The 24054-nt window shown below is 53.4% G+C and carries 15 protein-coding genes; all 15 read left to right on the top strand.

Annotated elements, in window-relative coordinates; genetic code table 11:
- Positions 1–51: 51 nt before the first annotated feature.
- The 15 genes from DUE52_RS17705 (at position 52) to DUE52_RS17775 (ending at position 24049) form a co-directional block, all read left to right on the top strand.
- Positions 52–1107, top strand: a complete 1056-nt coding sequence (locus tag DUE52_RS17705; RefSeq protein WP_114407368.1) for an aldose 1-epimerase family protein — start codon at positions 52–54, stop codon at positions 1105–1107.
- A 29-nt stretch (positions 1108–1136) separates the two neighbouring features.
- Positions 1137–2360, top strand: a complete 1224-nt coding sequence (locus tag DUE52_RS17710) for a class I mannose-6-phosphate isomerase (protein WP_114407369.1) — start codon at positions 1137–1139, stop codon at positions 2358–2360.
- 22 nt (positions 2361–2382) lie between these two features.
- Positions 2383–3414 (top strand): sugar phosphate isomerase/epimerase family protein, encoded by a 1032-nt coding sequence (locus DUE52_RS17715; protein WP_114407370.1) that lies wholly within the window; start codon positions 2383–2385, stop codon positions 3412–3414.
- A 115-nt stretch (positions 3415–3529) separates the two neighbouring features.
- Entirely contained in the window at positions 3530–4693 is a 1164-nt protein-coding gene (locus DUE52_RS17720) for a Gfo/Idh/MocA family protein (protein WP_114407371.1), read from the top strand.
- Between the two features lie 111 nt (positions 4694–4804).
- A complete protein-coding gene (locus tag DUE52_RS17725; protein ID WP_114407372.1) occupies positions 4805–6295 on the top strand; it encodes a sugar ABC transporter ATP-binding protein in 1491 nt (496 codons plus the stop codon).
- A gap of 23 nt (positions 6296–6318) precedes the next feature.
- Positions 6319–7302 (top strand): ABC transporter permease, encoded by a 984-nt coding sequence (locus tag DUE52_RS17730; protein ID WP_114407373.1) that lies wholly within the window; start codon positions 6319–6321, stop codon positions 7300–7302.
- Between the two features lie 90 nt (positions 7303–7392).
- Positions 7393–8334: a sugar ABC transporter substrate-binding protein gene (locus DUE52_RS17735; RefSeq protein WP_114407374.1), complete on the top strand. Its 942-nt coding sequence runs from the start codon at positions 7393–7395 to the stop codon at positions 8332–8334.
- Positions 8335–8473: 139 nt separating this feature from the next.
- A complete protein-coding gene (locus DUE52_RS17740) occupies positions 8474–10798 on the top strand; it encodes a PSD1 and planctomycete cytochrome C domain-containing protein (protein WP_114407375.1) in 2325 nt (774 codons plus the stop codon).
- A 5-nt stretch (positions 10799–10803) separates the two neighbouring features.
- Positions 10804–12258, top strand: coding sequence for a DUF1501 domain-containing protein (locus tag DUE52_RS17745; protein ID WP_114407376.1), 1455 nt, complete (start codon positions 10804–10806; stop codon positions 12256–12258).
- A 42-nt stretch (positions 12259–12300) separates the two neighbouring features.
- Positions 12301–14472: a c-type cytochrome domain-containing protein gene (locus DUE52_RS17750; protein WP_114407377.1), complete on the top strand. Its 2172-nt coding sequence runs from the start codon at positions 12301–12303 to the stop codon at positions 14470–14472.
- A gap of 65 nt (positions 14473–14537) precedes the next feature.
- Positions 14538–15143 (top strand): RNA polymerase sigma factor, encoded by a 606-nt coding sequence (locus DUE52_RS17755; RefSeq protein WP_114407378.1) that lies wholly within the window; start codon positions 14538–14540, stop codon positions 15141–15143.
- A 112-nt stretch (positions 15144–15255) separates the two neighbouring features.
- Complete coding sequence (locus tag DUE52_RS17760) at positions 15256–16383, top strand: FecR family protein (RefSeq protein WP_114407379.1); 1128 nt, start codon at positions 15256–15258, stop codon at positions 16381–16383.
- Between the two features lie 247 nt (positions 16384–16630).
- The gene (locus tag DUE52_RS17765) at positions 16631–20020 is read left to right on the top strand and encodes a TonB-dependent receptor (protein WP_229312209.1); all 3390 of its coding nucleotides are present in this window, start codon (positions 16631–16633) and stop codon (positions 20018–20020) included.
- A gap of 20 nt (positions 20021–20040) precedes the next feature.
- Positions 20041–21579 carry a RagB/SusD family nutrient uptake outer membrane protein gene (locus tag DUE52_RS17770; protein ID WP_114407381.1) on the top strand — a complete coding sequence of 513 codons (1539 nt, stop codon included), beginning with the start codon at positions 20041–20043 and terminating at the stop codon, positions 21577–21579.
- 121 nt (positions 21580–21700) lie between these two features.
- Complete coding sequence (locus tag DUE52_RS17775) at positions 21701–24049, top strand: PSD1 and planctomycete cytochrome C domain-containing protein (RefSeq protein WP_114407382.1); 2349 nt, start codon at positions 21701–21703, stop codon at positions 24047–24049.
- The last annotated feature ends 5 nt before the right edge of the window (positions 24050–24054 follow it).

A 24054-nucleotide genomic window follows, 5' to 3' on the forward strand; every position in this document is an offset into this window, starting at 1 on the left:
GGGGAACCGCACCGTAAACCGAATACCGTAAACCGTAAACGATATCTAGTTTTGACACCACCAAACTGGCATAAAAAACTTTCTCACCCGGCCCAATGGGGAGGCATCGAAACCGCCGTGCTCGACAACGGCGCCGGACGAGGCACCCGAATTGCCTGGATCAATACCGGTACCGGACTCCGTTACAAAGTGGTGATCGACCGGGCAATGGACATCGCCGACACGTTTTACAACCAGCACGGTCTGGCCTGGCTGAGTCATTCCGGGATCACCCCCCCGCAACCGTTTTCGGACAAAGGCATCGACTGGCTCCGCACGTTCAACGGCGGACTGCTCACGACCTGCGGACTGACGCACGTGGGCGGCCCCGAATCGGACGCCTACGGCGAACGCGGTCTTCACGGTGAAATCAGCAACATTCCCGCCGAAATTGTTTCCATCATTCAGCCCGACCCCGCCCTGGGGAAGCTGGACATGAGCATTACCGGCATCATCCGGCAAACCCGGGTTTTCGGCCCCAGTCTGGAACTCCGGCGCACCATTTCGGGAACACTCGGCCAGCCGACAATCCGAATTCACGACGAAGTGATCAACCGAGCCAATACCCCGGCCCCGCACATGCTGCTGTACCATTTCAACTTCGGCTGGCCGCTGGTCGACGAGGGAACAGAACTGGTGTGGCAAGGGCCGTGGCAACCCCGCCACCCGGATCAGGAATACAAAATTTTCGTAGCAGGAAACGACTTCAAAAAATGCCCGGCCCCGCTGGACGACCACAGCGGTTTTGGCGAGGAAGTCGCCATCATTGACCCTACGCCGGACGCCGATGGCTGGTGTACCGCCGGGCTCTACAACGCCCAACTCGGTTTTGCCTTATCAATGCGGTTTCAGAAAGCGCAGTTGCCCTGGCTGACCAACTGGCAACACTGGGGTGCGGGTGAATACGTAACGGGCATCGAACCGGGAACCCACGCGCCCATGGGCCAGGCCAAAGCCCGGGAGTTGAACGAACTCATCTTTCTGGCACCGGGCGAAAGCCGCCAGTATGAGGTCGAACTATCCATTTTGACCGAACAGGACCCAATCACGGATTTTTTAGGAAAATAAGTTTAGGTAGATTAAAAAGTGACCCTTTCATGGAAACAACCGAAAAAGTGAGTGTAGCTCAAAAAGCATTAGAACAGGGACAAGGTATTCTGCGGCTGGCTCCAACCTGGGTGCCCCGCTCCTTCTGCGTACCCGGCCGCCGGATCAAGTTGCACCCCGATGATTATTACGTGCTGGGCGGTGAACGCGGTGGCATCGACGAACGCTGGCTGTCCTCAACAACCCCCGCCAAAAACGGCCCGCTGACCGGCGAAAACGAAGGCTTGAGTCAGGTGGTGTATTCGGACGGAACCACCGAAGAGAAGATCTTGCTGAAAGATGCCATCGACGAGCTGAAAGGCGAATTGATCGGCGACCGGCTGTGGAACGAATACGGTGCCTGGCCAATGTATTCCAAGTTTTTCGATAACATGGGGCCACTCCCCCACCACCTCCACCACAACGACGAACAGGCTGCGCTGATCGGTCAGTTGGGCAAACCGGAGGCCTATTATTTCCCCCCGCAACTGAACAACCACGGCGGTGATTTTCCGTATACATTCATCGGTATTGCGCCAGGCACCAGCAAGGAGCAAATCAAGGAATGCCTCCAGAACTTCACCAAAGGCGATAATAAAATCACGAATTATTCGATGGCCTACCGGCTCGAACCGGGAACAGGCTGGGATGTTCCGCCCGGACTGCTCCACGCACCGGGCAGTTTGTGTACCTACGAACCGCAGAAAGCGTCGGACGTTTTCGCGATGTACCAGTCACTGGTCAACGAAGCCATCATTCCGGAAGAACTGCTCTGGAACGGCACCCCGAAAGACCGCATCGGCGACTACGACCAACTGATGGAAGCCATTGACTGGGACCTGAACGTCGATCCGCAGATGATGGCCAACCGGTACATGGTTCCATTGCCGGTGAAAGATACTGCCGAAATGGAAGCCGAAGGCTACCGCGAAGTCTGGGTTTGCTACAAATCCGACGCCTTCAGTGCCAAGGAATTGACGGTGTTTCCCGGACAAACCGTGACCATCAAAGACAGTGCGGCTTACGGCATTATCGTGATGCAGGGACACGGCAAAATGGGCGTTTGGGACATCGAAACCCCGGCCCTGATCCGCTACGGCCAATTGACCAACGACGAGTTTTTCATCAGCGAAAAAGCGGCTGTCGAAGGCGTTACGATCGTCAACCCGTCATCTACCGACCCCATCGTCATGCTGAAACACTTCGGCCCGGCGAATCCTGATTTAGTTTTATAAGTTTCTAAACCCAACTTTATTCATGAGCACGAATAATTATCCTAAACTCCACAACGCCACCTGGCCTGGTGTTGTCGGAAAAGGACCGGATTCTGAACCCCTGATTCCAATCGACACGATGCTTGAACTGACAGCGGCTGCGGAAGTAGACGGAGTGAAGTTCGACGGCGTCGATGTCGGTCTTTTCGATCCCAGCATCGATATCAATGACCCAAAAGAGGGTGCAAAAAAACTAGCCGATAAAGTAGCCGCACACGGTCTGGTGATCGGTTCGCTGGTGGCACCCATCTGGGGAGGCCCGGTCTTGGGTACGAAAGAAGACCGCGCCGTTTTTGTCGACATGGTGCGCAAAGCCTGTCAATACGGTCAATACCTGAAAGAAATCGGCATTCGGCCCTACGGCGTGATTCGCATCGACTCCGCCAGCTCGCCCGAAGCCTGGGCGGCCGATCCGGTCGGAAACACTAAAATTATTGCCGAAACCTTCCGCGAAGCCTGCGATGTGGCCGCCGAATACGGCGAAAAACTGGCGGCTGAAGGTGAAATCTGCTGGGGCGGTATGCACAGTTGGCGGGCGATGCTCGACACGCTCGAAGCCGTCGACCGGCCCAACATGGGCTTTCAGGCGGATATGTCGCACACCTTCCTCTATCTGTTGGGCTACAACAGTCCGCAGGACCGGATTTTGCCCGCCGATTTTGAGTGGAGCGACCGGGCTACGCTGGAAGAAGGTCTGAAAAAACTGACCAACGCCCTGCGCCCCTGGACCATCGACTTCCACGTCGCGCAAAACGACGGAACCGTTCACGGAACCGGCTCGCACGACAAAACCGGTCGCCATTGTCTGGCTACCGACCCCAACGGCAAACTCGACATCGCCCACGACGCAGGCTATTGGCTGCGCGACGATACCGGCGAACTGACCAAAGCCTTCAAACACATCTGCTGGGATGGCTGTATGTTCCCGAACGAGGTCATGTATAAACAACAGACCTGGAACGACATCCTCGCGGCTTTGATTAAAGTCCGTAATCAGCACGGCTGGAGTGAATAAAAAAAGTTTAAGGTTTAAAGTTTAAGGTTTAAAGTTCGCTCACGCCTGCGTTTTAGCTGACTTTAAACCTAGGCCTTAAACCTTAAACGTTAAACCTTAAACCATTAACGTTTAAATGGCAACGAAAAAAGAACTCAGAATTGGATTGATCGGAACCGGTTTTATGGGCCGGACGCACTCCAATGGTTATAATCGCGTACCCAATTTTTTTCCGGAACTGGAATACACGCCGGTTTTGAAGGCGGTTTGCTCACGCAACGCCGAAAAAGTGCAGGCTTTTGCCGATCAGTGGGGCTATGAATCCATCGAAACGGACTGGAAAGCCCTGATCGCCCGGGATGACATCGACGCGGTGGACATCTGTACCCCGAACGATACGCACGCCGAAATCGCCATTGCTGCGGCTGCGGCTGGTAAAATGATTCTCTGCGAAAAACCGCTCTCCCGCAATCTGGCCGAAGGTGAGCAAATGGTGGAAGCCGTTGACAAAGCCGGGGTTGCCAACACGGTTTGGTACAATTACCGTCGTTTGCCGGCGGTTTCGCTGGCCAAACAGATTGTAGCTTCCGGGAAACTGGGCCGGATTTTCCACTACCGCGCCAACTTCTTGCAGGATTGGACCATCAATGCCGACGTGCCACAGGGCGGCACCGGCACCTGGCGAATGGACCTGGAAGCCGCCGGTTCGGGCGTAACGGGTGACTTGCTGGCCCACTGCATCGACACGGCCATGTGGATCAACGGCGGCATCACGGATGTGTCGGCGGTAACCGAAACGTTTGTGAAAGAGCGGATGCACGCCCTGACCGGGAAAGTGCAACCCGTCGGCATCGACGACGCCTGTATTTTCCATTGCCATTTCGAAAACGGTTCATTGGGTTTGTTCGAATCGACCCGCTATGCCCGTGGTCACAAGGCGCTGTATACGCTTGAAATCAACGGTGAGCACGCGTCGATCCGATGGGATCTGCACGATCTGAACCGCCTGGAATACTTCGATCACTCCGATGAGTCGATTGTGCGCGGCTGGCGTTCCATCCACGTCACGGACGGCGACCAACCCTACATGGACAAGTGGTGGGTTCCGGGTCTGGGCATTGGCTACGAACACGGTTTTGTGCACCAGGTGGCCGATTTCCTAAAAAGTCTGGAAACCGGTGAGCCCTGCAATCCCACCTTCAAAGACGCGCTGGAAACCCAGAAAGTGTGCGAAGCCGTAATCAATTCCGCCAAATCGAGAAGCTGGCAGGATACCGGCGTTGAATGGACGGAGAAATAATCCCATACATTTTGCCCCTAAATCCCCTAAAGGGGACTTGAACGCAGCCATTTCCGGATGCAAAAAGTCTCCTTTAGGGGATTTAGGGGTTTTGACCCGAATTCGCCGATCATGACTCCTGATTACATCCTCACCGTACGCGGATTGACCAAAACCTTTTCGGGCGTCAAAGCGCTGGATCAGGTGCAGTTGAACCTGCGGAAAGGCGAGGTTCATGCGTTGATGGGCGAAAATGGAGCCGGAAAATCCACCTTCATGAAGATTCTGATTGGGCTTCACACGCCCGATTCCGGGGAAATCATCTTTGAAGGCAGCGAATTAAAAGCCAGTGATGTAAATGAGATTCTGAAAAAGGGCATCTCGATGATTCACCAGGAAATCCTGATCGTTCCGGAACTGACCGTTGCCCAGAACATCTTCCTGGGGCAGGAGTCGAACCGGGGCTTCTTTAGCTGGATCGACGAAAAAAAACTGAATCAAAAAGCTGGTATTCTGCTGGAGCAGATGGGCGTCACGATTTCGCCCACGACCCCCATGAAATACCTCAGCGTTGCCGAAATGCAAATGGTGGAAATCGCCAAAGCCATTTCCAACGACGCCAAAGTGATTATCATGGACGAGCCGACCTCCGCGCTGTCCGACAAAGAAGTGGCTACCCTCTTCGGCATCATCCGGGATTTGAAGAAAAAGGGTGTCGCCATCATTTACATTTCCCACAAAATGGACGAAATATTTGAAATCTCCGACACCATAACGGTCTTGCGGGATGGCAAATACATCGACACCAAACCGGCCGCCCAACTGGACACGCCGACGCTGATCAAGCTGATGGTGGGCCGGGAAATTGACAGCCTGTTTCCGGTCTCGGTTGCGCAGAAAGGCGCTGAAATTCTGTCAGTTAAAAACCTCAGCCGGGCCGGAAAGTTTTCCGACATTACGTTTGCGGTTCACGCCGGGGAGGTGCTGGGCATCGCCGGTTTGATGGGCGCGGGTCGCACCGAAATTGCCCGCGCCATTTTTGGCCTGGACCCCGTCGACAGCGGTGAAATTTATTTAAGAGGAAAACAACTTATTATCAAGACTCCACAGGATGCCATTCGATCCGGCATTGGGTATGTTAGCGAAGATCGGAAAAAACTGGGGTTTATTCCCGGCATGTCGGTGAAGCACAACATGACGCTGGCGAGTCTGCCGAACCACGCCAAAGGCCTGTTTATTCAGGACAAAAGCGAGACAGCAACGGCGGCCCAAATGATCGCCGACCTGCGGATCAAAACCGCCGGGGCGGATCAGAAAGTGACGTTTCTGAGTGGTGGAAACCAGCAGAAAGTCGTCATCGGAAAGGTATTGCTGGCATCACCGGATCTGGTCATTTTGGACGAACCGACGCGGGGAATCGACGTAGGTGCCAAATTTGAAATTTATAAACTCATCAACCGGCTGGTTTCCGACGGCATTGCCGTGATCATGATTTCGTCCGAATTACCCGAAATTCTGGGCCTGAGTGACCGGATTCTGGTACTGTCGAAAGGAAAACAAACCGCCTTGCTGACCAAGGCGGAAGCGACACAGGAAACCATCATGCAGTACGCAGTGCATTGAATCATTACGCATCCTAAACCCGAATGGAAAACCCTGTTCAAACCGACCGAAACCCGGTTGGGATATCGACCAAAAACCGCATCCGGGGAATCGGGCAATACGGTATTTTCATTGCCTTTATCCTGATTTGCCTGGTCCTTTCGGTTGTTACGCCCAAGTTTCTGACGGTTTCCAACCTGACGATTGTCGTCACGCAGGTGTCGATCAACGCTTTGCTGGCCTTTGGCGTTACGTTTGTGATCATTACGGGCGGCATTGATTTGTCCATCGGTTCGACCGTGGCCGTTACGAGTGTGGTAGCCGCGTCCTTCGCCCATCCGGACACGTACCCCGTTGTCGTACCCATTCTGGCCGGTTTAGCCGCCGGTTTACTCCTCGGCGCATTCAATGGCTTGGTCATTACCAAAAGCAAGGTTCCGCCGTTTATCGTCACGCTGGGAACGATGACCATCGGCCGTGGCCTGGCGCTCATTCTGAGCAAGGGCCGTCCGGTGTCCAACCTCTCCGATTCTTTTAATTTCATCGGTGGGGGGCATCTGCTGGGCATTCCGACCCCAATTCTCATCCTGATCGTGTTCTTTATCATCTGCTCGGTGGTTCTCAAAAAAACCGTGTTAGGGCGCTACATGTACGCGGTGGGCGGAAATGAACAGGCGGCTCAGGCATCGGGTATTCAACTGAATAAAGTCAAAATGGTGGTGTATACGCTGTGCGGAGGACTCGCGGCTCTGGCCGGTATCTTGCTGACGTCGCGCATCACCACGGGCCAGCCCAATGCCGGCGTCGGTTTCGAGCTGGACGCGATTGCCGCAGCCATCATCGGCGGAACCAGCACCTCGGGTGGAACCGGCACCATGACCGGCACGCTGATCGGGGCGTTGCTGATCGGGGTCATCAGCAACGGACTGGATTTGATGAATGTCACCTCGTATTACCAGCAGGTCGTGATGGGAATCATCATCATCGGAGCCGTGGTATTGGATAGTTTAAATCAAAATAAGAACTAAAATATCCCTCAATCCCCTAAAGGGGACTTTTGCATCCGGAAGCGGCTGCGTCCAAGTCCCCTTTAGGGGATTGAGGGGTAAAAAATCAACATGAGACGTATTTATTTTATCAGTTTATTTATTCCTGTTCTATTCTCGGGTTGCAACCAATCTTCATCGGGCGAAAAAACCGGCGAAACCGGCGACAAAAAACTGACCGTGGGCGTCACGATGCTCAGTATGCAGAACGAGTTTATTGTCAATGTCAGCGACGAGATCGAGAAGAAAGCGCAGGAATCGGGCGTTGAGTTGATTACCGTCGACGCCGAGCGTTCGGCCCTGAAACAGATCGAGCAAGTGGAGAGCTTTATTGCGCAGAAAGTCGATGTGATCATCATGAATCCCTGCGAGGTGGAAGCCAGTTCGCCCGCGGTGACGAAGGCACTGGCCGCGAACATTCCGATCATCAACGTCAACTCCGAGACCACCGCCAAACCGTCGGCATTCATCGGTTCCGACGACGTGGAATCGGCCCGGATTGCGATGAAGTTCATTGCCGAAAAACTGGGCGGAAAAGGCAATGTGGTGATGATGCACGGCTACATGGGTCAGGCCGCCCAGATCAAACGCGAACAGGGCGCGCGGGAAATTCTGAAACAGTATCCGAACCTGAAACTCATCGCCCACCAGACCGGCGAGTGGGATCGGGCGAAAGCCATGTCGCTGATGGAAAACTGGATTCAATCGTATGGCACGACTATCAACGCGGTTTTTGCCCAGAACGATGAAATGGGCATGGGTGCCGTCAAGGCATTGACCGACGCCGGTTTGAAAGACAAAGTCATCGTGGTCAGCATCGATGCGATTCCGGATGCGTTGCAGGCTGTCAAGAAAGGAACGCTCGATGCGACGGTTTTTCAGAATGCCGAACAGCAGGGTGCCAAAGCCATCGAAACCGCCATTAAAATTGCAAAAGGGGAAGCCTATGAGAAGGAAACCTTGATTCCGTTCCAGTTGGTAACCAAACAAAACTTGGCTAAATTTATGAAATAATATCACTATGGCACCAAATCGTATCATGTCTTGTTACATTATTTCACGCAATTGGACGCGTTTTTAGCGTAGCGCCAACGCTTCACATCTTCCTAAACCAGTAGGATTCTTCAACTACTACCGAACCAATTTATTTCCTATGCTTAAGCAGTCCTTTTATTTGATCGGTGTTTTGGCAAGTGTTCTCGGGGTGATCCAGGCCTGCAATACGGGTTCAACGCATGGCGTTGAGGACGAAAAATTGCCGGATGTCGTTAGTTATAATTTCGATATTCGCCCCATTCTGTCGGACAAATGCCTGGCCTGCCACGGCCCGGATGCCAATAAACGGGAAGCGGGTCTGCGGCTCGATGTGGCCGAAAGTGCCTTCAAGGCGCTGGCCGAAAACCCGTCGGCTCACGCGCTGGTGGCCGGGAAACCCGAACTATCGGCGGCTTTTCTGCGCATCACCACGCAGGACACATCCCTGCTGATGCCTCCTCCGGCGTCTAACCTTAAATTGTCGACCCGCGAAATCAACCTGATCGAAAAGTGGATCAAGCAGGGAGCGAAATATGAAAAACACTGGGCATTTGTGGCCCCTAAAAAACCGGCCGTTCCGGAGGTTGACCAAACAGACTGGCCCAAAAACGAGATCGACCACTTCATCCTCCACAAACAGGAGCAGAAAGGTTTGGCCCCCAACGAAGAAGCCGATAAAGAACGGTTGCTGAAGCGGTTAAGCCTGGATTTGACCGGTTTACCGCCGTCGCTGCCCCTGATGGATCAGTTTCTGGCCGACAACAGCCCGAATGCTTACGAAAAAGCTGTCGATCAGTTATTGAAGAATCCGGCTTACGGCGAAAAAATGGCCTTGCACTGGCTCGATCTGGCCCGCTACGCCGATTCGCATGGTTATCAGGACGATGGCTACCGGACGCAGTGGCCCTGGCGCGATTGGGTGATCCACGCGTTCAACAAAAACATGCATTACAACGACTTCGTCACCTGGCAATTGGCCGGCGATTTGATGCCCAATGCCTCGAAAGAACAACTGCTGGCGACCGGTTTTAACCGGAATCATAAAATCACCGAAGAAGGCGGGGTCATTCCGGAAGAATACCGGATCATGTACGTCACCGACCGAACCGATCTATTGGGAAAAGGACTCATGGGCGTCACGATGGAATGTGCGCACTGCCACGATCATAAATACGACCCGTTTTCCCAGAAAGAATACTACCAGCTTTTTGCGTTCTTTAATAACGTGAAAGAAGTGGGGATCGAATCGGTGATTGGGGGGCCTGAAACCTACGCCAAAAAACCGCTGATGGAAATCAGTGATGACGAAGTCAAAAACATCCTGACGTTTGTCAACAAACCGGATACCAACCGCTTGATTGTGTCGATTATGGGCGATATGGACCCCGATACGATGCGCAAAACCTACATCCTCAAGCGGGGTGTTTACGACGCGCCGGGCGATGAAGTGGAACCCGGAACGCCGTCGTCCATTCTGCCTTTTAACAAAAACTATCCTAAAAACCGTCTGGGCCTCTCGCAGTGGTTGTTTGATAAAAAGAACCCGCTAACGGCCCGCGTGTATGTCAACCTGCTGTGGCAGGAATTCTTCGGAAAAGGCATTGTGAAAACCTCCGGCGATTTTGGGATGCAGGGCGATCTGCCGTCGCATCCGGAATTGCTCGACTGGCTGGCCGTCGATTTTATGGAACACAACTGGGATATCAAACGGCTGGTGAAACAGATGGTTACTTCGGCTACCTACCGTCAGTCGGCGGTGGTGACGCCCGAAAAGTTGAAAAACGACCCTGATAACGTGTTACTGGCGCGTGGCCCCCGCTACCGAATTCCCGCCGAATTCATCAAAGACCTGGTGTTGTCGAGCAGCGGTTTGCTGAATAAGAAAATTGGTGGCCCCAGCGTAAAACCGTATCAGCCCCCCGGCTTGTGGGAAGGCGCGACTTCGGGACGCGGGCTGCTGTCGACCTACAACCAGGATCACGGGCCGAGCCTCTACCGCCGGGGCATGTACACGCTCATCAAGCGAACCGTTCCGCCCCCATCGCTGGCCATTTTCGACGCCAGCAACCGGGATTTGTGTGAGGTGAAACGGCTGAAAACCAACACGCCCTTGCAGGCTTTGGTGATGATGAACGACCCCACGGTGCTGGAAGCCTCCCGCGTTCTGGCCGCTAACCTGTTGCAGGAAAACAGCGTGTCGAAGGATAAAATCAGCAAGGCGTTCCGCCTGATTGTGGGTCGAAAACCGAAAGAAAAGGAAATCGACATGCTGACGGCCTATTACGAAAAAGGGCTGAAGGAAATTAAAAAACCGGTCGCGGAAAAGGCCCTCGCCGTGGGCGAATACCCGATTCCGGAGAAAATAGACAAGACGAAACTGGCCGCGATGATGCGGGTGATTTCGACAATTTATAACCTGGAAGAAACCATTACAAAGACGTAGTGAACATGGAAAAGGAAATCTTAGAACACGGCTTTAATTTCAACCGGCGTCGCTTCTTATCCCGCTTGAGTTTAGGACTGGGCAGTGCGGCTTTAGGATCGCTGATGATCCCCGATCTGTTTGGCGGCAACAGTACCGATGAAGAAGGGCTTACGCCCGGCATTCCGCATTTTGCGCCCAAAGCCAAACGCGTCATTTACCTGTTCCAGAATGGTGCGCCGTCGCAGCAGGAATTGTTTGACTACAAACCCAAGCTCCGGGAAATGCTGGGGCAGGAAATTCCGCCGTCGGTGCGGGGAACACAACGACTGACCGGGATGACGGCCAACCAGGCGTCGTTTCCACTGGTGGGTTCATTCGTGAATTTCAAGCAGTACGGTCAGTCGCGGGCGTGGGTGAGTGATCTGTTTCCGTATACCGCCAAAATCGTGGATGATCTGTGCATCGTGAAATCCATGTTTACGGAAGCCATCAACCACGATCCGGCGCTGACGTTTCTGCAAACCGGCTCGCAGCAGGGCAACCGCCCGAGCATGGGGTCGTGGCTGAGCTACGGGCTGGGCAATGAAAACAAAAACCTGCCGAATTTTACGGTGCTGCTGTCACGCGGCATCGGCAATGGGCAGGGCGTGTATTCCAAGCTGTGGTCGAACGGTTTTCTGGATTCGATTCATCAGGGCGTGCAGTTCAGCAAGGGCGAAGATCCGGTCTTGTACCTGCGCGACCCCGAAGGCATGGACCGGCACGCGCGCCGGGATATGCTGGACAATCTGGCGGAACTCAACGACCTGGCATACCAGGAATTTGGAGATCCGGAGATTACCGCTAAGGTAAAGCAATACGAAATGGCGTACCGGATGCAGACGGCGGTTCCGGAAGTAATGGACCTGTCGAAAGAGCCGGACGACATCATCAAGCTCTACGGCCCGGACTGCCTGGTGCCCGGCACATTTGCCGCCAACTGCCTGCTGGCCCGGAAGTTATCCGAAAACGGCGTGCGGTTTGTGCAGTTGTATCACCAGGGCTGGGATCAGCACGGCAACCTGCCGTTCGAAATTGCCAAACAGGCCAAGGACGTCGATCAGGCGTCGGCGGCTCTGGTGACCGACCTCAAACAACGCGGTTTGCTGGACGAAACGCTGGTGATCTGGGGCGGTGAATTTGGGCGTACCAGCTACACGCAGGGCAAGCTCACGGCCGATAACTACGGTCGCGATCACCACCCGCGCTGCTTCACGATCTGGATGGCCGGGGGCGGTATCAAACCCGGAATGGTGTACGGCGAGACGGATGAACTGGGCTATAACATCGCGCAGAACCCGGTCCACGTCCATGATTTTCAGGCCACGGTTTTGCACCAGTTGGGCCTGAATCACGAGAAGTTGATTTTCAAACACCTGGGTCGCCGGTACCGTTTGACGGATGTTTCCGGCAAAGTGGTCCGGGATATTTTGGCGTAATCAGTACCCTACTATTCCTAACCCACTGGATTCCTTGTTGTGATGACTAAAAAGGTCAAAAGTCTGGCCGAGCAGGCGTTGTTTGCTTCTGCCGTTTTTATTCTGTTCCTGCTGTTTTTTGAGAGTAAAATCGTGGTGCCGACCTGGGTGCAGCCCGTCGGGCGAATGCACCCGCTTTTCCTCCATTTCCCCATCGTGATCCTGTTGCTGGCGATGGCAATGGAAATTTTTCGCTTCAATGCGTCCTACGCCACGAACGAATTTTACCGGGGCTTTCTGTCTAATCTGCTGCTGGTAGGCGTTTTGTCGGCTGGCATTACGGTCATCATGGGCCTGTTTCTGTCCAAAGAAGACGGCTATACCGGGGAGGTCTTGCAGTGGCACAAATGGTCGGGCGTCAGCCTGTTTTATCTTTCGGCGCTTATTTACTGGAGTCGGAACCGGGACTGGTACCAGGCCACGGTAGCCAAATCGGGTGCCATTCTGGCCGTTGTTTTCCTGATTGGCGCGGGACATTACGGGGCGGTTTTAACGCACGGCGACAACTTCATTACCGGGCCGATCAGCAACCCGACCGTTGAACCGGTGGCACTCGATCAGGCGCTGGTTTTCGATCACGTCATTCAACCCATTTTCCAGCAAAAGTGCATCAGTTGCCACAATCCGGAGAAACTGAAAGGCGAACTGAACATGGCCAACGTCGATGCCCTGCTGAAAGGCGGCAAATCCGGCAAACTGTTCAAAGCCGGTTTTCCCGAACAGAGCCTGTTGCTCCAGCGCATCCACCTGCCGATGGAAGAGAAAAAACACATGCCGCCGACGGGTAAAACCCAATTGACGGACAACGAAATCACGCTGCTGGCGCTCTGGGTGAAAAGCAAACCGGATTTCAAGAAAAAGGTCATTGACTTGCCGCCCACCGATTCGTTACGGCGCATTGCTGCCACCCTGCTCAAACCCGCCGAACGGCAGGAGGTGGTCTATGAATTCGATGCGGCTGACGAAGAAACCGTTCAGAAGCTCAACAACGATTACCGGACCATTGCCCCCCTGGCCCGGGAGTCACCAGCGTTAGCGGTCAATCTCTACAACCGGAACACCTATTCCGTGGATAAACTGAAGGAACTGAGCGACATCAAACAACAGGTCGTTTCCCTGAGCCTGAACAAACTGCCGGTTAAAGATGCGGATTTGAAAACGATTGCCCAGTTTGAAAACCTGCAAAAGCTGGACCTAAATTTCACCGACATTACCGGAAAAGACCTGAAAGAACTCGCGGCCCTGAAACACCTCAACACCCTGACCTTATCGGGCACCAAAGTGACGTATGCCGACTTGCAAAAACAGATCGGCGATTTCAAGAGCCTGAAAACCATCTCGCTCTGGGAAACCAAACTGTCGGTTTCGGAGATTCAGCAATTGCAGAAAGCCAATCGAAATATCGCGTTTATTGCCGGGTTTAAGGACGACGGCAAAAACCCGATTACGCTGAACCCTCCGCAGATTAAAAACAGTTCAACAATCTTCGACAAACCGACGGCCCTGCAACTGAAGCACCCGATCAAAGGCGTTCAGATTCGATTCACCACCGACGGCACCGAGCCCGACAGCGTCAACTCCCCGGTTTTCAACAACCAGACGGTTTTGACGGACATGACGACCATCAAGGCCCGGGCGTTTAAAGATGGCTGGTTTGGCAGCAGCACGGCCACCTTCGACTTTTACAAGAGTGCTTACAAACCCGACAGCGTGACGCTGTTGCTGCCACTCAATCGCGTTCACCAGGCGGAGGGGGCCAAGTCGCTGTTTGACAAAAAACTCGGTACTTTCAATGCCAACAGCCCGGCCTGGGCCAACAACTGGACGGGCGTCCGCAACAACGACATGGTGCTGGTGGCGGAATATAAAAAACCGGTTACGGTTTCCTCCGTGGCCCTGCGCATCATGGTGGAAGAAGCTACCGGTATTTTTCCGCCGGGCACCGTCGAAATCTGGGGGGGAGACAGCCGCGACAAGATGAAACTGCTCTCGACGGTCAAGCCGAAAATGCCCGCCAAAGGCGAAACGCCGTCGATCCCGAACGTAACCTGCACCTTCAAACCGCAATCGCTGGCTTACATCAAAGTGGTCGCCAAACCGTGTACGCTGCCAGAATGGCACGGCGGCAAAGGCAAACCGGGGCTGGTGCTGGTGGATGAGATGTTTGTAAATTAAAACAGGCCAGTCGAAACACGCACATTTTCAAGTGTTTAGAACCGCATGTTAATGGGTAATGGCATATGGATCAGAAGAAACACCCCCTCAATCGACCCGCAGAACTTGTTGTATGGCAACAGTTTCTGTCTGGCGATACTGTGGCTTTTGCCTATCTGATGTCTTCTCATTTTCAGGTTCTGTTTCGGTATGGGAGTAAATTTTCGAAAGACAAGGAGTTTGTCAAGGACTGCATTCAGGACCTGTTTCTGATCATTTGGGAACGTCGTGACCGACTCAATTCGGAGGTTGCGGTGAAGCCCTACCTGATGGCCTCGCTCCGTCGGCTGATGAACCGCAGCGGCCAATCCCGAACCGGTTTATCGAATGAAATTCCCGGCGAAAACCAGGAGGGCTTTGACATTGAATATTCGGTCGAAGAGGAGTACATTGAACAGGAAAGCGTCCGGGTCATCACCCAGCGTTTCAAAAAGCTGCTGGATGAACTTCCCAAAAGGCAGAAGGAAGTCATTTATCTAAAATTCTTTCAGGAAATGGACCGTAACCAGATTTCGGAGGTGATGGACATTTCTCCCCAAACGGTATCCAATCTGCTTCAGATTGCCATCAGACAGCTAAAGGAATACTGGAAAGTGGAACTCTTGACGCTGCTTCTGGTCCATTTTTACTGATAAGCGGACCAGTCCAATTGGCAACATTCTATTTTTTTTCAAAATAATTCTAATTCTTTTGGTATCGCGGCTGTGATTTCGTCTATCGTATGATATAGATGCACAGGTAGGTATGGATCAGTACAGAAGTTTCAAAACCGGCGATTTTGTCTGGGATCCTTTTTTCCGGCAGTGGGTTCTTGCGCCCACCAGCGAGACGGATTTCTTCTGGAATCGATGGATGCAGGAAAACCCGGACCGCACCGACCGGATTCACGAGGCCCGAACCGTCGTGCTGTCTCTTCAGGTAAAAGAACCTACGCTGCCCGCACACGAAATTGAGCAGGTTGTCAAATCGACGATTTCCAGAATCAATCAGTCGTCATCCTCAACTCCGGAATACAGGCAGCGTCCTTTACCGGTTTATAACCGTAGCTGGTTCCGGGTGGCCGCGTCGGTCAGCCTTATTCTGCTGGCCGGTTGGCTGACTCTCCCCTATTTCCGTTCCGAGGGGCCTTCCACCCAGTTGGATTCGCCCTTCACGATTGCCAAAAATCAGACATCGGCCGTTACCGATACCGCGAATACATCATCCCAACCGGTGGTGATCCACCTCGACGATGGCAGTACTGTTACCCTCGCGCCCGCCAGCCGGATTCACTACGCCAAAAACTTTTCAACCCCCAAACGGGAAGTCTACCTCAACGGAGAAGCTTTTTTTGAAGTCGCCAAAGATCCGGCCCATCCTTTTTTGGTTTATGCAAACGGACTAATTACCAAAGTTTTAGGAACCAGTTTTACGGTAAAAGCCTACGAAAGTTCGCGGGAAGTGATCGTTGAAGTGAAAACCGGACGCGTTTCGGTGTTTGCCCAGTCGGATCCCAAAGCAAAGGAGAAAGCCATCAACCGCGAACTGGAAGGAGTCGTTCTTTCCCCCAATCAGAAAATTGTGTACAAAACGGACGAAGTACGGATGCGAAAGACCCTGGTGGAAAAACCCGTGTTGCTCAAGACCGTTGTTCAGCCTTCGTTTCACTTTGAAGACAAACCCGTGAGCGAAGTTTTTGCTGCGCTCGAAAAAGCCTACGGTGTTCCGATCATTTATGACAGAGACCTGATGATGGATTGCCCCTTAACGGCTTCCCTGGACAGTATGGCATTATATGATCAGCTAACCATTATCTGTAAAGCCGTTGAGGCCCGGTATGAGCTGGTGGAAGGGCAAATTGTTATTCACGGCAAGGGATGTAAAACGAATTAAAGCGTACCTGTCAAGCGGGTTTATAAACTGGCTGAATTCTTTTTCTGATCGTAATAACCTAAACCCTTAAAAACTTTATGCGGTATGATGACCCCAAAAACCTGCAATCTGAAAAGGTGCCGGGCTGAGTTCGTTCGGTCCGGTTAAATCCCAACGCTTTCTTTCAAAACTGCTTTTCATGCTACTCCCCGAAAAAGGGGAGCCGGGACAACTATTGCCTGTTCAAACTCCTATACCCTTAACTTTTATGAAAAAACCCATACAGATTCAACCGTTCGTCTGTCGAATCTTCTGCCGAACCCTGGGTCTCACGGCGATTCAGACCTTGTTCGCTTTTTGCTTTGCCGGACTGGGCTACGCCAGCGACGGCGTAGCCCAGTCGCTTCTTAATCAGAAAATTACGGTCAGAGCGCAGGAAATGGAGATAAAAAAAGTACTGAGCCAGGTGGAACGGCAGGTAGACGTCCGTTTTGTGTTTAGCTCGAAACTGATTCAATCCAGCCGAAAAATCACCCTTTCTGCCGAGAACCAACCGCTTCAACAGGTGCTCGACCACATCCTGAACCCGCTGGGATTGCAGTATGAACTGACCGGAAAAGTCATTATTATCAGACGCGAAGAGGTTGCACCGACACCGCTCCCGCCCGTTGGCCAGGTGGCCCCCAAGCGTACGGTTTCCGGAAAAGTGCTCGATGAAACCGGCAAAGGACTGCCCGGTGTCAGCGTCGTTGTGAAAGGAACGCAGCGGGGTACGATTACGAACGGAGAGGGCGACTTTCAGATGGAAACGGATGACAATGCCACCCTCGTTTTTAGCTTCGTTGGCTACAAAAGCCAGGAAATGATCGTGGGCAACCAGACCACTTTTTCCATTGCGCTTGCTCCGGAAGACCGGGCGCTGGAAGAAATCGTGGTGGTGGGCTACGGAACGCAGAAACAGCGGGAAGTTACCGGCTCCATTGCATCACTGCCCGCGGCCCAACTGGAAGACCAGCCGGTGGGTCAGTTGGCTCAAAAGCTTCAGGGACGGATTGCCGGTGTCCAGATCAACCAGGCTTCGGGAACACCCGGCAGCGGAATGGCCATCCGGATTCGCGGGGCGGCCTCCATCAATGCCGGTAACACACCCCTGTATGTGGTCGACGGATTTCCGATTGTGGGCGGTATCAACAACATCAACCCCAACGAAATCGAAAATTTCTCCGTCCTGAAAGGCGCTTCGGCGGCTGCTTTATACGGTTCGCGGGCGGCCAACGGCGTGATTCTGATTACCACGAAACAGGCCAAAGAAGGCCGGACCACCATCCAGTTCAGCGCCACCTACGGCATTGCTCAGGTTCCGCAGCGGGGGCGGGCCAAGCTCATGAATGCGAAGGAGTTTTTACAGGACCGGAAGGAAATTTTTGAAGACAAAATTAAATACGAAGGCTATACCGGCGGCATACCGGAGCTGTATCAAAACCCCGAAGCCTATACCGGAAAAAGCACCGACTGGTATAACGAACTCTTGCAGACGGGCGGGCAGAACAGCTATAACCTTTCCATTTTATCAAACAAAAACAATTTCAGTTCGGCCACCACCCTCGGCTATTACAAAGAGAAAGGCGTGGTGTTGAACACCAATTACGAGCGGTTTTCCCTGCGGTCCAACAATCAGTACAAGATCAACGACTTTGCCCGGGTCGGCATCAACATTGCCCCAACCTATCAGCGCAGTCTGAATCAGGAAACCGACGGTTTTTACAGCACGCTCTATTCGGCCATCATTACGCCCCCCATCTTTTCGCCCGATGACAAAAATCCCGACGGTTCTGTCAAACTGAGTTTTACCGGACCGGGGCTTTTTACATTTCCGAACTGGAAAAAAACCTTGCTCGAAACCACCAACCGGACCAACTCAACCCGAATTTTGAGCAATGCCTACGCCGAGATCGACTTTCTGAAAAATTTCCGGTTTAAAAGCTCCCTCTCGCTGGATCTGGAAAGCCGCAAACAGCGGATTTTCAACCCGTCGACGGCGGGCGGTATTTTTGCGCCCCCGCCCAAGCTGGCCACCGGCTCCTACGAAACGAATGAATATACCTCGTGGCTGACCGAAAACACCCTCAATTACAGCAAATCCTTTGCGACAGACCACCACGTCGAAGCCCTTGTGGGGTATTCGGCCCAACAGTTCCGGCAGGAAACCAATCGGCTCACGGGCACCAGCTTTCCGGATGATGCCGTTACCTGGATCGACGCGGCTGCCATCAAAAACGGAAACAGCAACTCAACGGAATGGTCGTTGCTCTCGATGTTTAGCCGGGTGAACTACAACTACAAAGGAAAATACCTGTTGGCCGCTTCCATTCGCCGGGATGGCTCATCCCGGTTTGGATCGGCAAACCGCTGGGGTTCTTTCCCCTCCATATCGGCGGGCTGGATCATTTCAGACGAAGGTTTTGCTCAAAAATGGAGTAGCGTGAGTTACCTGAAATTACGGGCCGAATACGGAGATGCCGGCAATTTTAACATTGGTAATTACAGCCAGTTTGGCAACATCGTCTCCACTAACTATATGTTCGGAAATGCCCTCGTGCAGGGCCGAAGCCCCAACACGATCGGGAATACCAGCCTGACCTGGGAAACCACCACCGGGATGGACATTGGTCTGGATGTGGGGCTGCTGAACGACCGGATTTCGCTGACGGCCGATTATTACAACAAAAGAACCAAGAACATGCTGTATCAGGTGGATATTCCGACGGGTACCGGTTTTTCCAACATCCAGGACAACATTGGCGAATTCCATTTCTGGGGGTATGAATTTGGCGCCACCACCCGCAATCTGGTTGGTACACTGAAATGGACCAGCGATTTCAATATTTCGTTCAACCGAAACAAGGTCATCAAGTTAGGAACGAATGATACGCCCATCGGCGGCATCGGCAACTATTCCAGCACGATCTGGAAAACGGAAGTGGGCCATCCAATCGGGCAGTTCTACGGCTATGTGTTCGATGGCATCTACAAAACGCAGGAGGAGTTTGATTCGCAGCCCAAACACAGCACGTCCAAGGTGGGCACCATGCGCATGAAAGACATCAACGGCGACGGGATCATCAACACTCTGGATAAAACGTACATCGGCAACCCCAATCCGAAATTTGTCTATGGCATCAACAATACGTTTGCCTACAAAAACCTGGATCTGAATATTGTGATTTCAGGAGCCTACGGCGGAAAGATGTACTATGCGCTGGCAGAATGGACCGAAACACTGGAAGGAATTTTCAATGTCGAAACGTACATGAAAGACCGCTGGCGGTCGCCCGAAAACCCCGGTGCCGGAATTGTCGGACGGTCGCTGTCGGGAACCACCGAATTTCCGCGCAATGTACAGGATCGTCTGTCGCTCGATGCGTCGTATTTAACCGTAAAAAACATCACGCTGGGCTACACCCTGCCGAAAGTTTCGCGCTACATCACCAAATCCCGGATCTTTCTGAGTGTGCAGCAGGCGCTGGTTCTGACCAAATACAAAGGGGCTAATCCGGAAGCCAGTTTCAACGGGTTGAGCGGCCTGAGCGAAGGGGTCGACATCAGTCCGTATCCGGTTCCCCGGACGTTTGCGCTGGGCCTGAATTTGAATTTTTAATCGTATCGAAAATCAAAGACATGAAAAAGCTCCTGTATATATCGCTTTTAACGACCTTGCTCCTGACGGGCTGTTCCGAAGATTTTCTGGAACGGGTGCCGGAAAGCTCCGTCACATCCGGTAATTTTTACCAGACCGAAGCCCAGTTCGAACAAGCCATGGTGGGTGCCTATGCGGCTGTGCGAGACGCCAAAGGATCCATTGCCGCCTGGTGCATGGGCGAGATGCGTTCCGACAACACGCACCTTGAGTTCAACAACACCAACCGCGGCCCGGCCTACATCGAACGGGAGTATACCGATTTTTTTCTGGATGATGTTACCAGTACGCTGGTTGCTGACAAGTACAACCGGTGTTACGTCGGCATTGCCCGCGCCAACAGCATCATCGACTACCTGCCCGGCGCGGGGTTGAGCCAACAGGTGGCCGACCGGCTGACGGGTCAGGCCCGGTTTCTGCGGGCGTTGTTTTACTTTGATCTGGTGCGTTATTTTGGCGGGGTTCCGCTGTACCTGAAAGCCGTATCGGGAGCCGGTGATGCCTATCTTCCGCGTTCGTCCGTCGAGGAGGTGTATAAAGTCATTATCGACGACCTGAAAGACGCCATTGCCAAACTGCCGGCACCGGCGTTTCCGCAAACAGGACGCGCCACGCAGGCAGCGGCTAAAATGCTGCTGGCCGATGTGTATCTGACGCAGAAGAATTTTGCGCTGGCCGAAACCGAATTGAAAGGGATTACTTCGATGGGCTTTGCGCTCCTGCCCGACTATGCCTCGGTTTTCAGTTTATCGAATAAAAACAGCCGGGAGTCGCTGTTCGAGATCCAGTACCAACAGGGCAATCAGGGGCAAAACAGCAACTTTCTGTACCCTTTTCTGCCACTGGCTTCGGATGTCAGCAAGATCACCGGCATCACCTCACAAAACCGCCAGGGGGGCGGCTGGAACGTTCCGACCTTCGAGATGATCGGCACCTACGAACCCGGCGACAAGCGGCTGGAAGCGTCGATTGGCATTGCGGAAGGAACCGGCGTGGTGGGCGACATGGCCATTGAAGCCATTAAAAGCCCGATTGGCTATGTCAAACCTACGGGTAAAAGAGCGTATCCGTTCATCAAAAAGTACCTTCACCCCCACAGCCTGGAGCAGAATACCGACGATAACTTCCCGGTCTATCGCTATTCCGATGTGCTCCTGGGACTGGCCGAAGCCCTCAATGAACAAAATAAAGGTGCCGAAGCGCTGACCTATTTGAACCCGGTTCGGGTTCGGGCGGGTCTGGCCCCGTCGATGCAAACCAGTCAGACGGCTTTGCGGGACCTGATTGCTCACGAACGGCGCGTTGAATTTGCCTTCGAAAACAAACGGTGGCTGGATTTGGTCCGCACCGGCAAAGCCATCGAGGTCATGAACAAGAACGGGGAGTACATCAAGGCTTTTCATGCCGGCGAATCGTATCTGCCCGGCACCAGTTACGCAGTGACCCAGAACCGGCTGCTTTTCCCGATACCGAACCGCGAAATATTGATCGGGAAGCTGCAACAAAATCCGGGTTATTAACGCGGAATGTAAGTAAGAAATCAGGATTAACCTGTTTTATAAATGAGACGCTCCAGGGCGGTTTGTTTATAAAACAGGTCTTTTAAATTTTAGTCAAATTTTAGTCAGTCCAGACGTTACAATGAAAAGGCTTTCTTATTTGCTGTTCATGGTGGCCGGTGGTGCAGGTGCTTTCCAATCCTGCTCTACGGGCTTGACGAGCGGGTCAGCGGAGGAGAAACTACCGGAAACCGTCAGCTATAACTTTGACATCCGGCCCATTCTGTCGGATAAATGCCTGGCCTGCCACGGTCCGGATGCCAACAAGCGGGAGGCCGGGCTGCGGCTCGATGTGGCTGAAAGTGCCTTCAAAGCCCTCGCTGAAAACCCGACGGCCCACGCGCTGGTGGCCGGGAAGCCCGAATTGTCGGCGGCTTTTCTGCGGATCACCACGCAGGATACGTCCCTGCTGATGCCCCCACCGTCGTCTAACCTGAAGCTCTCTACCCGCGAAATCAATCTGATTGAAAAGTGGATCAAACAGGGCGCGAAGTACGAAAAACACTGGGCGTTTGTGGCTCCCCAAAAAGCCGCCCTGCCACCCATCGATCAGACGGCGTGGCCACGGAATGAAATCGATTATTTTATTCTCCACAAACAGGAGCAGAAAGGCCTGGCCCCCAACGAAGAATCCGACAGGGAGCGCCTGCTCAAGCGCGTCAGTCTGGACCTGACCGGATTGCCGCCCACCTTGCCGATGATGGATCGGTTTCTGGCCGACAACAGCCCGAAGGCCTACGAAAAAGCGGTCGATCAGTTGCTGAAAAGTCCGGCCTATGGCGAAAAAATGGCGCTGCACTGGCTGGATCTGGCCCGGTATGCCGACTCCTACGGCTACCAGATGGATAATTTCCGGACGCAGTGGCCGTGGCGGGATTGGGTCATTCATGCCTTCAACCAGAACATGCCGTACGACCGGTTTATCACTTGGCAACTGGCGGGCGACCTGCTGCCGGTATCGCCCGGTGGCTCTTCCAACAAAGAACAGCTCCTGGCCACCGGTTTTAACCGCAACCATAAAATCACCGAAGAAGGTGCCGTCGACGAAGAAGAATACCGGGTTACCTACGTGACCGACCGCAACGACACCTTCGGCAAAGGGCTGCTGGGCATCACGCTGGAATGTGCGCATTGTCACGACCACAAGTATGATCCGTTTTCGCAGAAAGAATATTATCAGCTTTTCGCCTTTTTCAACAACGTCGATGAAATGCGCCCCAAATACACGGCCATCGACCCCGCCGTTGGCAAACCGGAGTCGTATGCCAAAAAACCGCTGATGGAAATCAGCAACGACGATGTAAAGAGCCTGTTGAAGTTTATCAACAAACCGGACACCAGCCGCCTGATTGTATCCGTCATGGGTGATCTGGACACGCTTCGCAAAACCTACATTCTGAAACGGGGTGTTTTCGATGCCTACGGCGACGAAGTGCAGCCCGGCACCCCCGCGTCCATTCTGCCTTTCAATGCTAATTATCCCAAAAACCGGCTGGGACTGGCGCAGTGGCTGTTCGACAAAAAGAATCCGCTGACGGCCCGCGTCTATGTTAATCGAATCTGGCAGGAGTTCTTCGGGCGGGGTATCGTCAAAACCGCCGGAGACTTTGGCATGCAGGGCGAGCTGCCCTCCCATCCGGAACTGCTGGACTGGCTGGCCGTCGACTTTATGCAGCACGGCTGGAACATCAAACGGCTGGTCAGGCAGATCGTCACGTCGGCCACCTACCGCCAGTCGATTGTTGTTTCCCCCGAAAAGCTGCGGGCCGATCCGGAGAACGTGCTGCTGGCCCGGGCACCGCGTTACCATATTCCGGCCGAACTGGTGAAAGATATGGTGCTGGCGAGCAGCGGTCTGCTCAACCGGGCCATCGGTGGCCCCAGTGTAAAACCGTATCAGCCAGCCGGGCTGTGGGAAAGCGCCACCGCCGGGGGCGACGGCATGTTGTCAACCTACAACCAGGATCACGGTCCGGCTTTGTACCGGCGCGGTATGTACACGTTCATCAAGCGAACCGTTCCGCCCCCCTCCATGGCCATTTTCGATGCCAGCAACCGTGACCAGTGCGAAGTAGGCCGGAGCAAAACCAACACGCCTTTGCAGGCCCTGGTAATGATGAACGACCCCACGGTGCTGGAAGCTTCGCGGGTACTGGCGGCCCGTCTGTTGCAGGAAAACACCGGGATGGAAACCAAAATCGGCCAAGCCTTCCGGCTGATTGTCAATCGAAAACCGACCCAGCCCGAACTGAGTGTACTCGTGACCTATTTCGGGGAGGAAATGCAAACGATAAAAACGACGGAGATTGAAAAAGTGATGGCCGTCGGGGAATATCCGGTTCCCGAAAAGATCGACAGAAAGCGGCTGGCGGCTCTGATGCGCGTGGTATCGATGATTTACAACCTGGAAGAATCCATTACTAAATCCTGACCGTT

Source organism: Larkinella punicea (assembly GCF_003334855.1).
Lineage (GTDB): Bacteria > Bacteroidota > Bacteroidia > Cytophagales > Spirosomataceae > Larkinella > Larkinella punicea.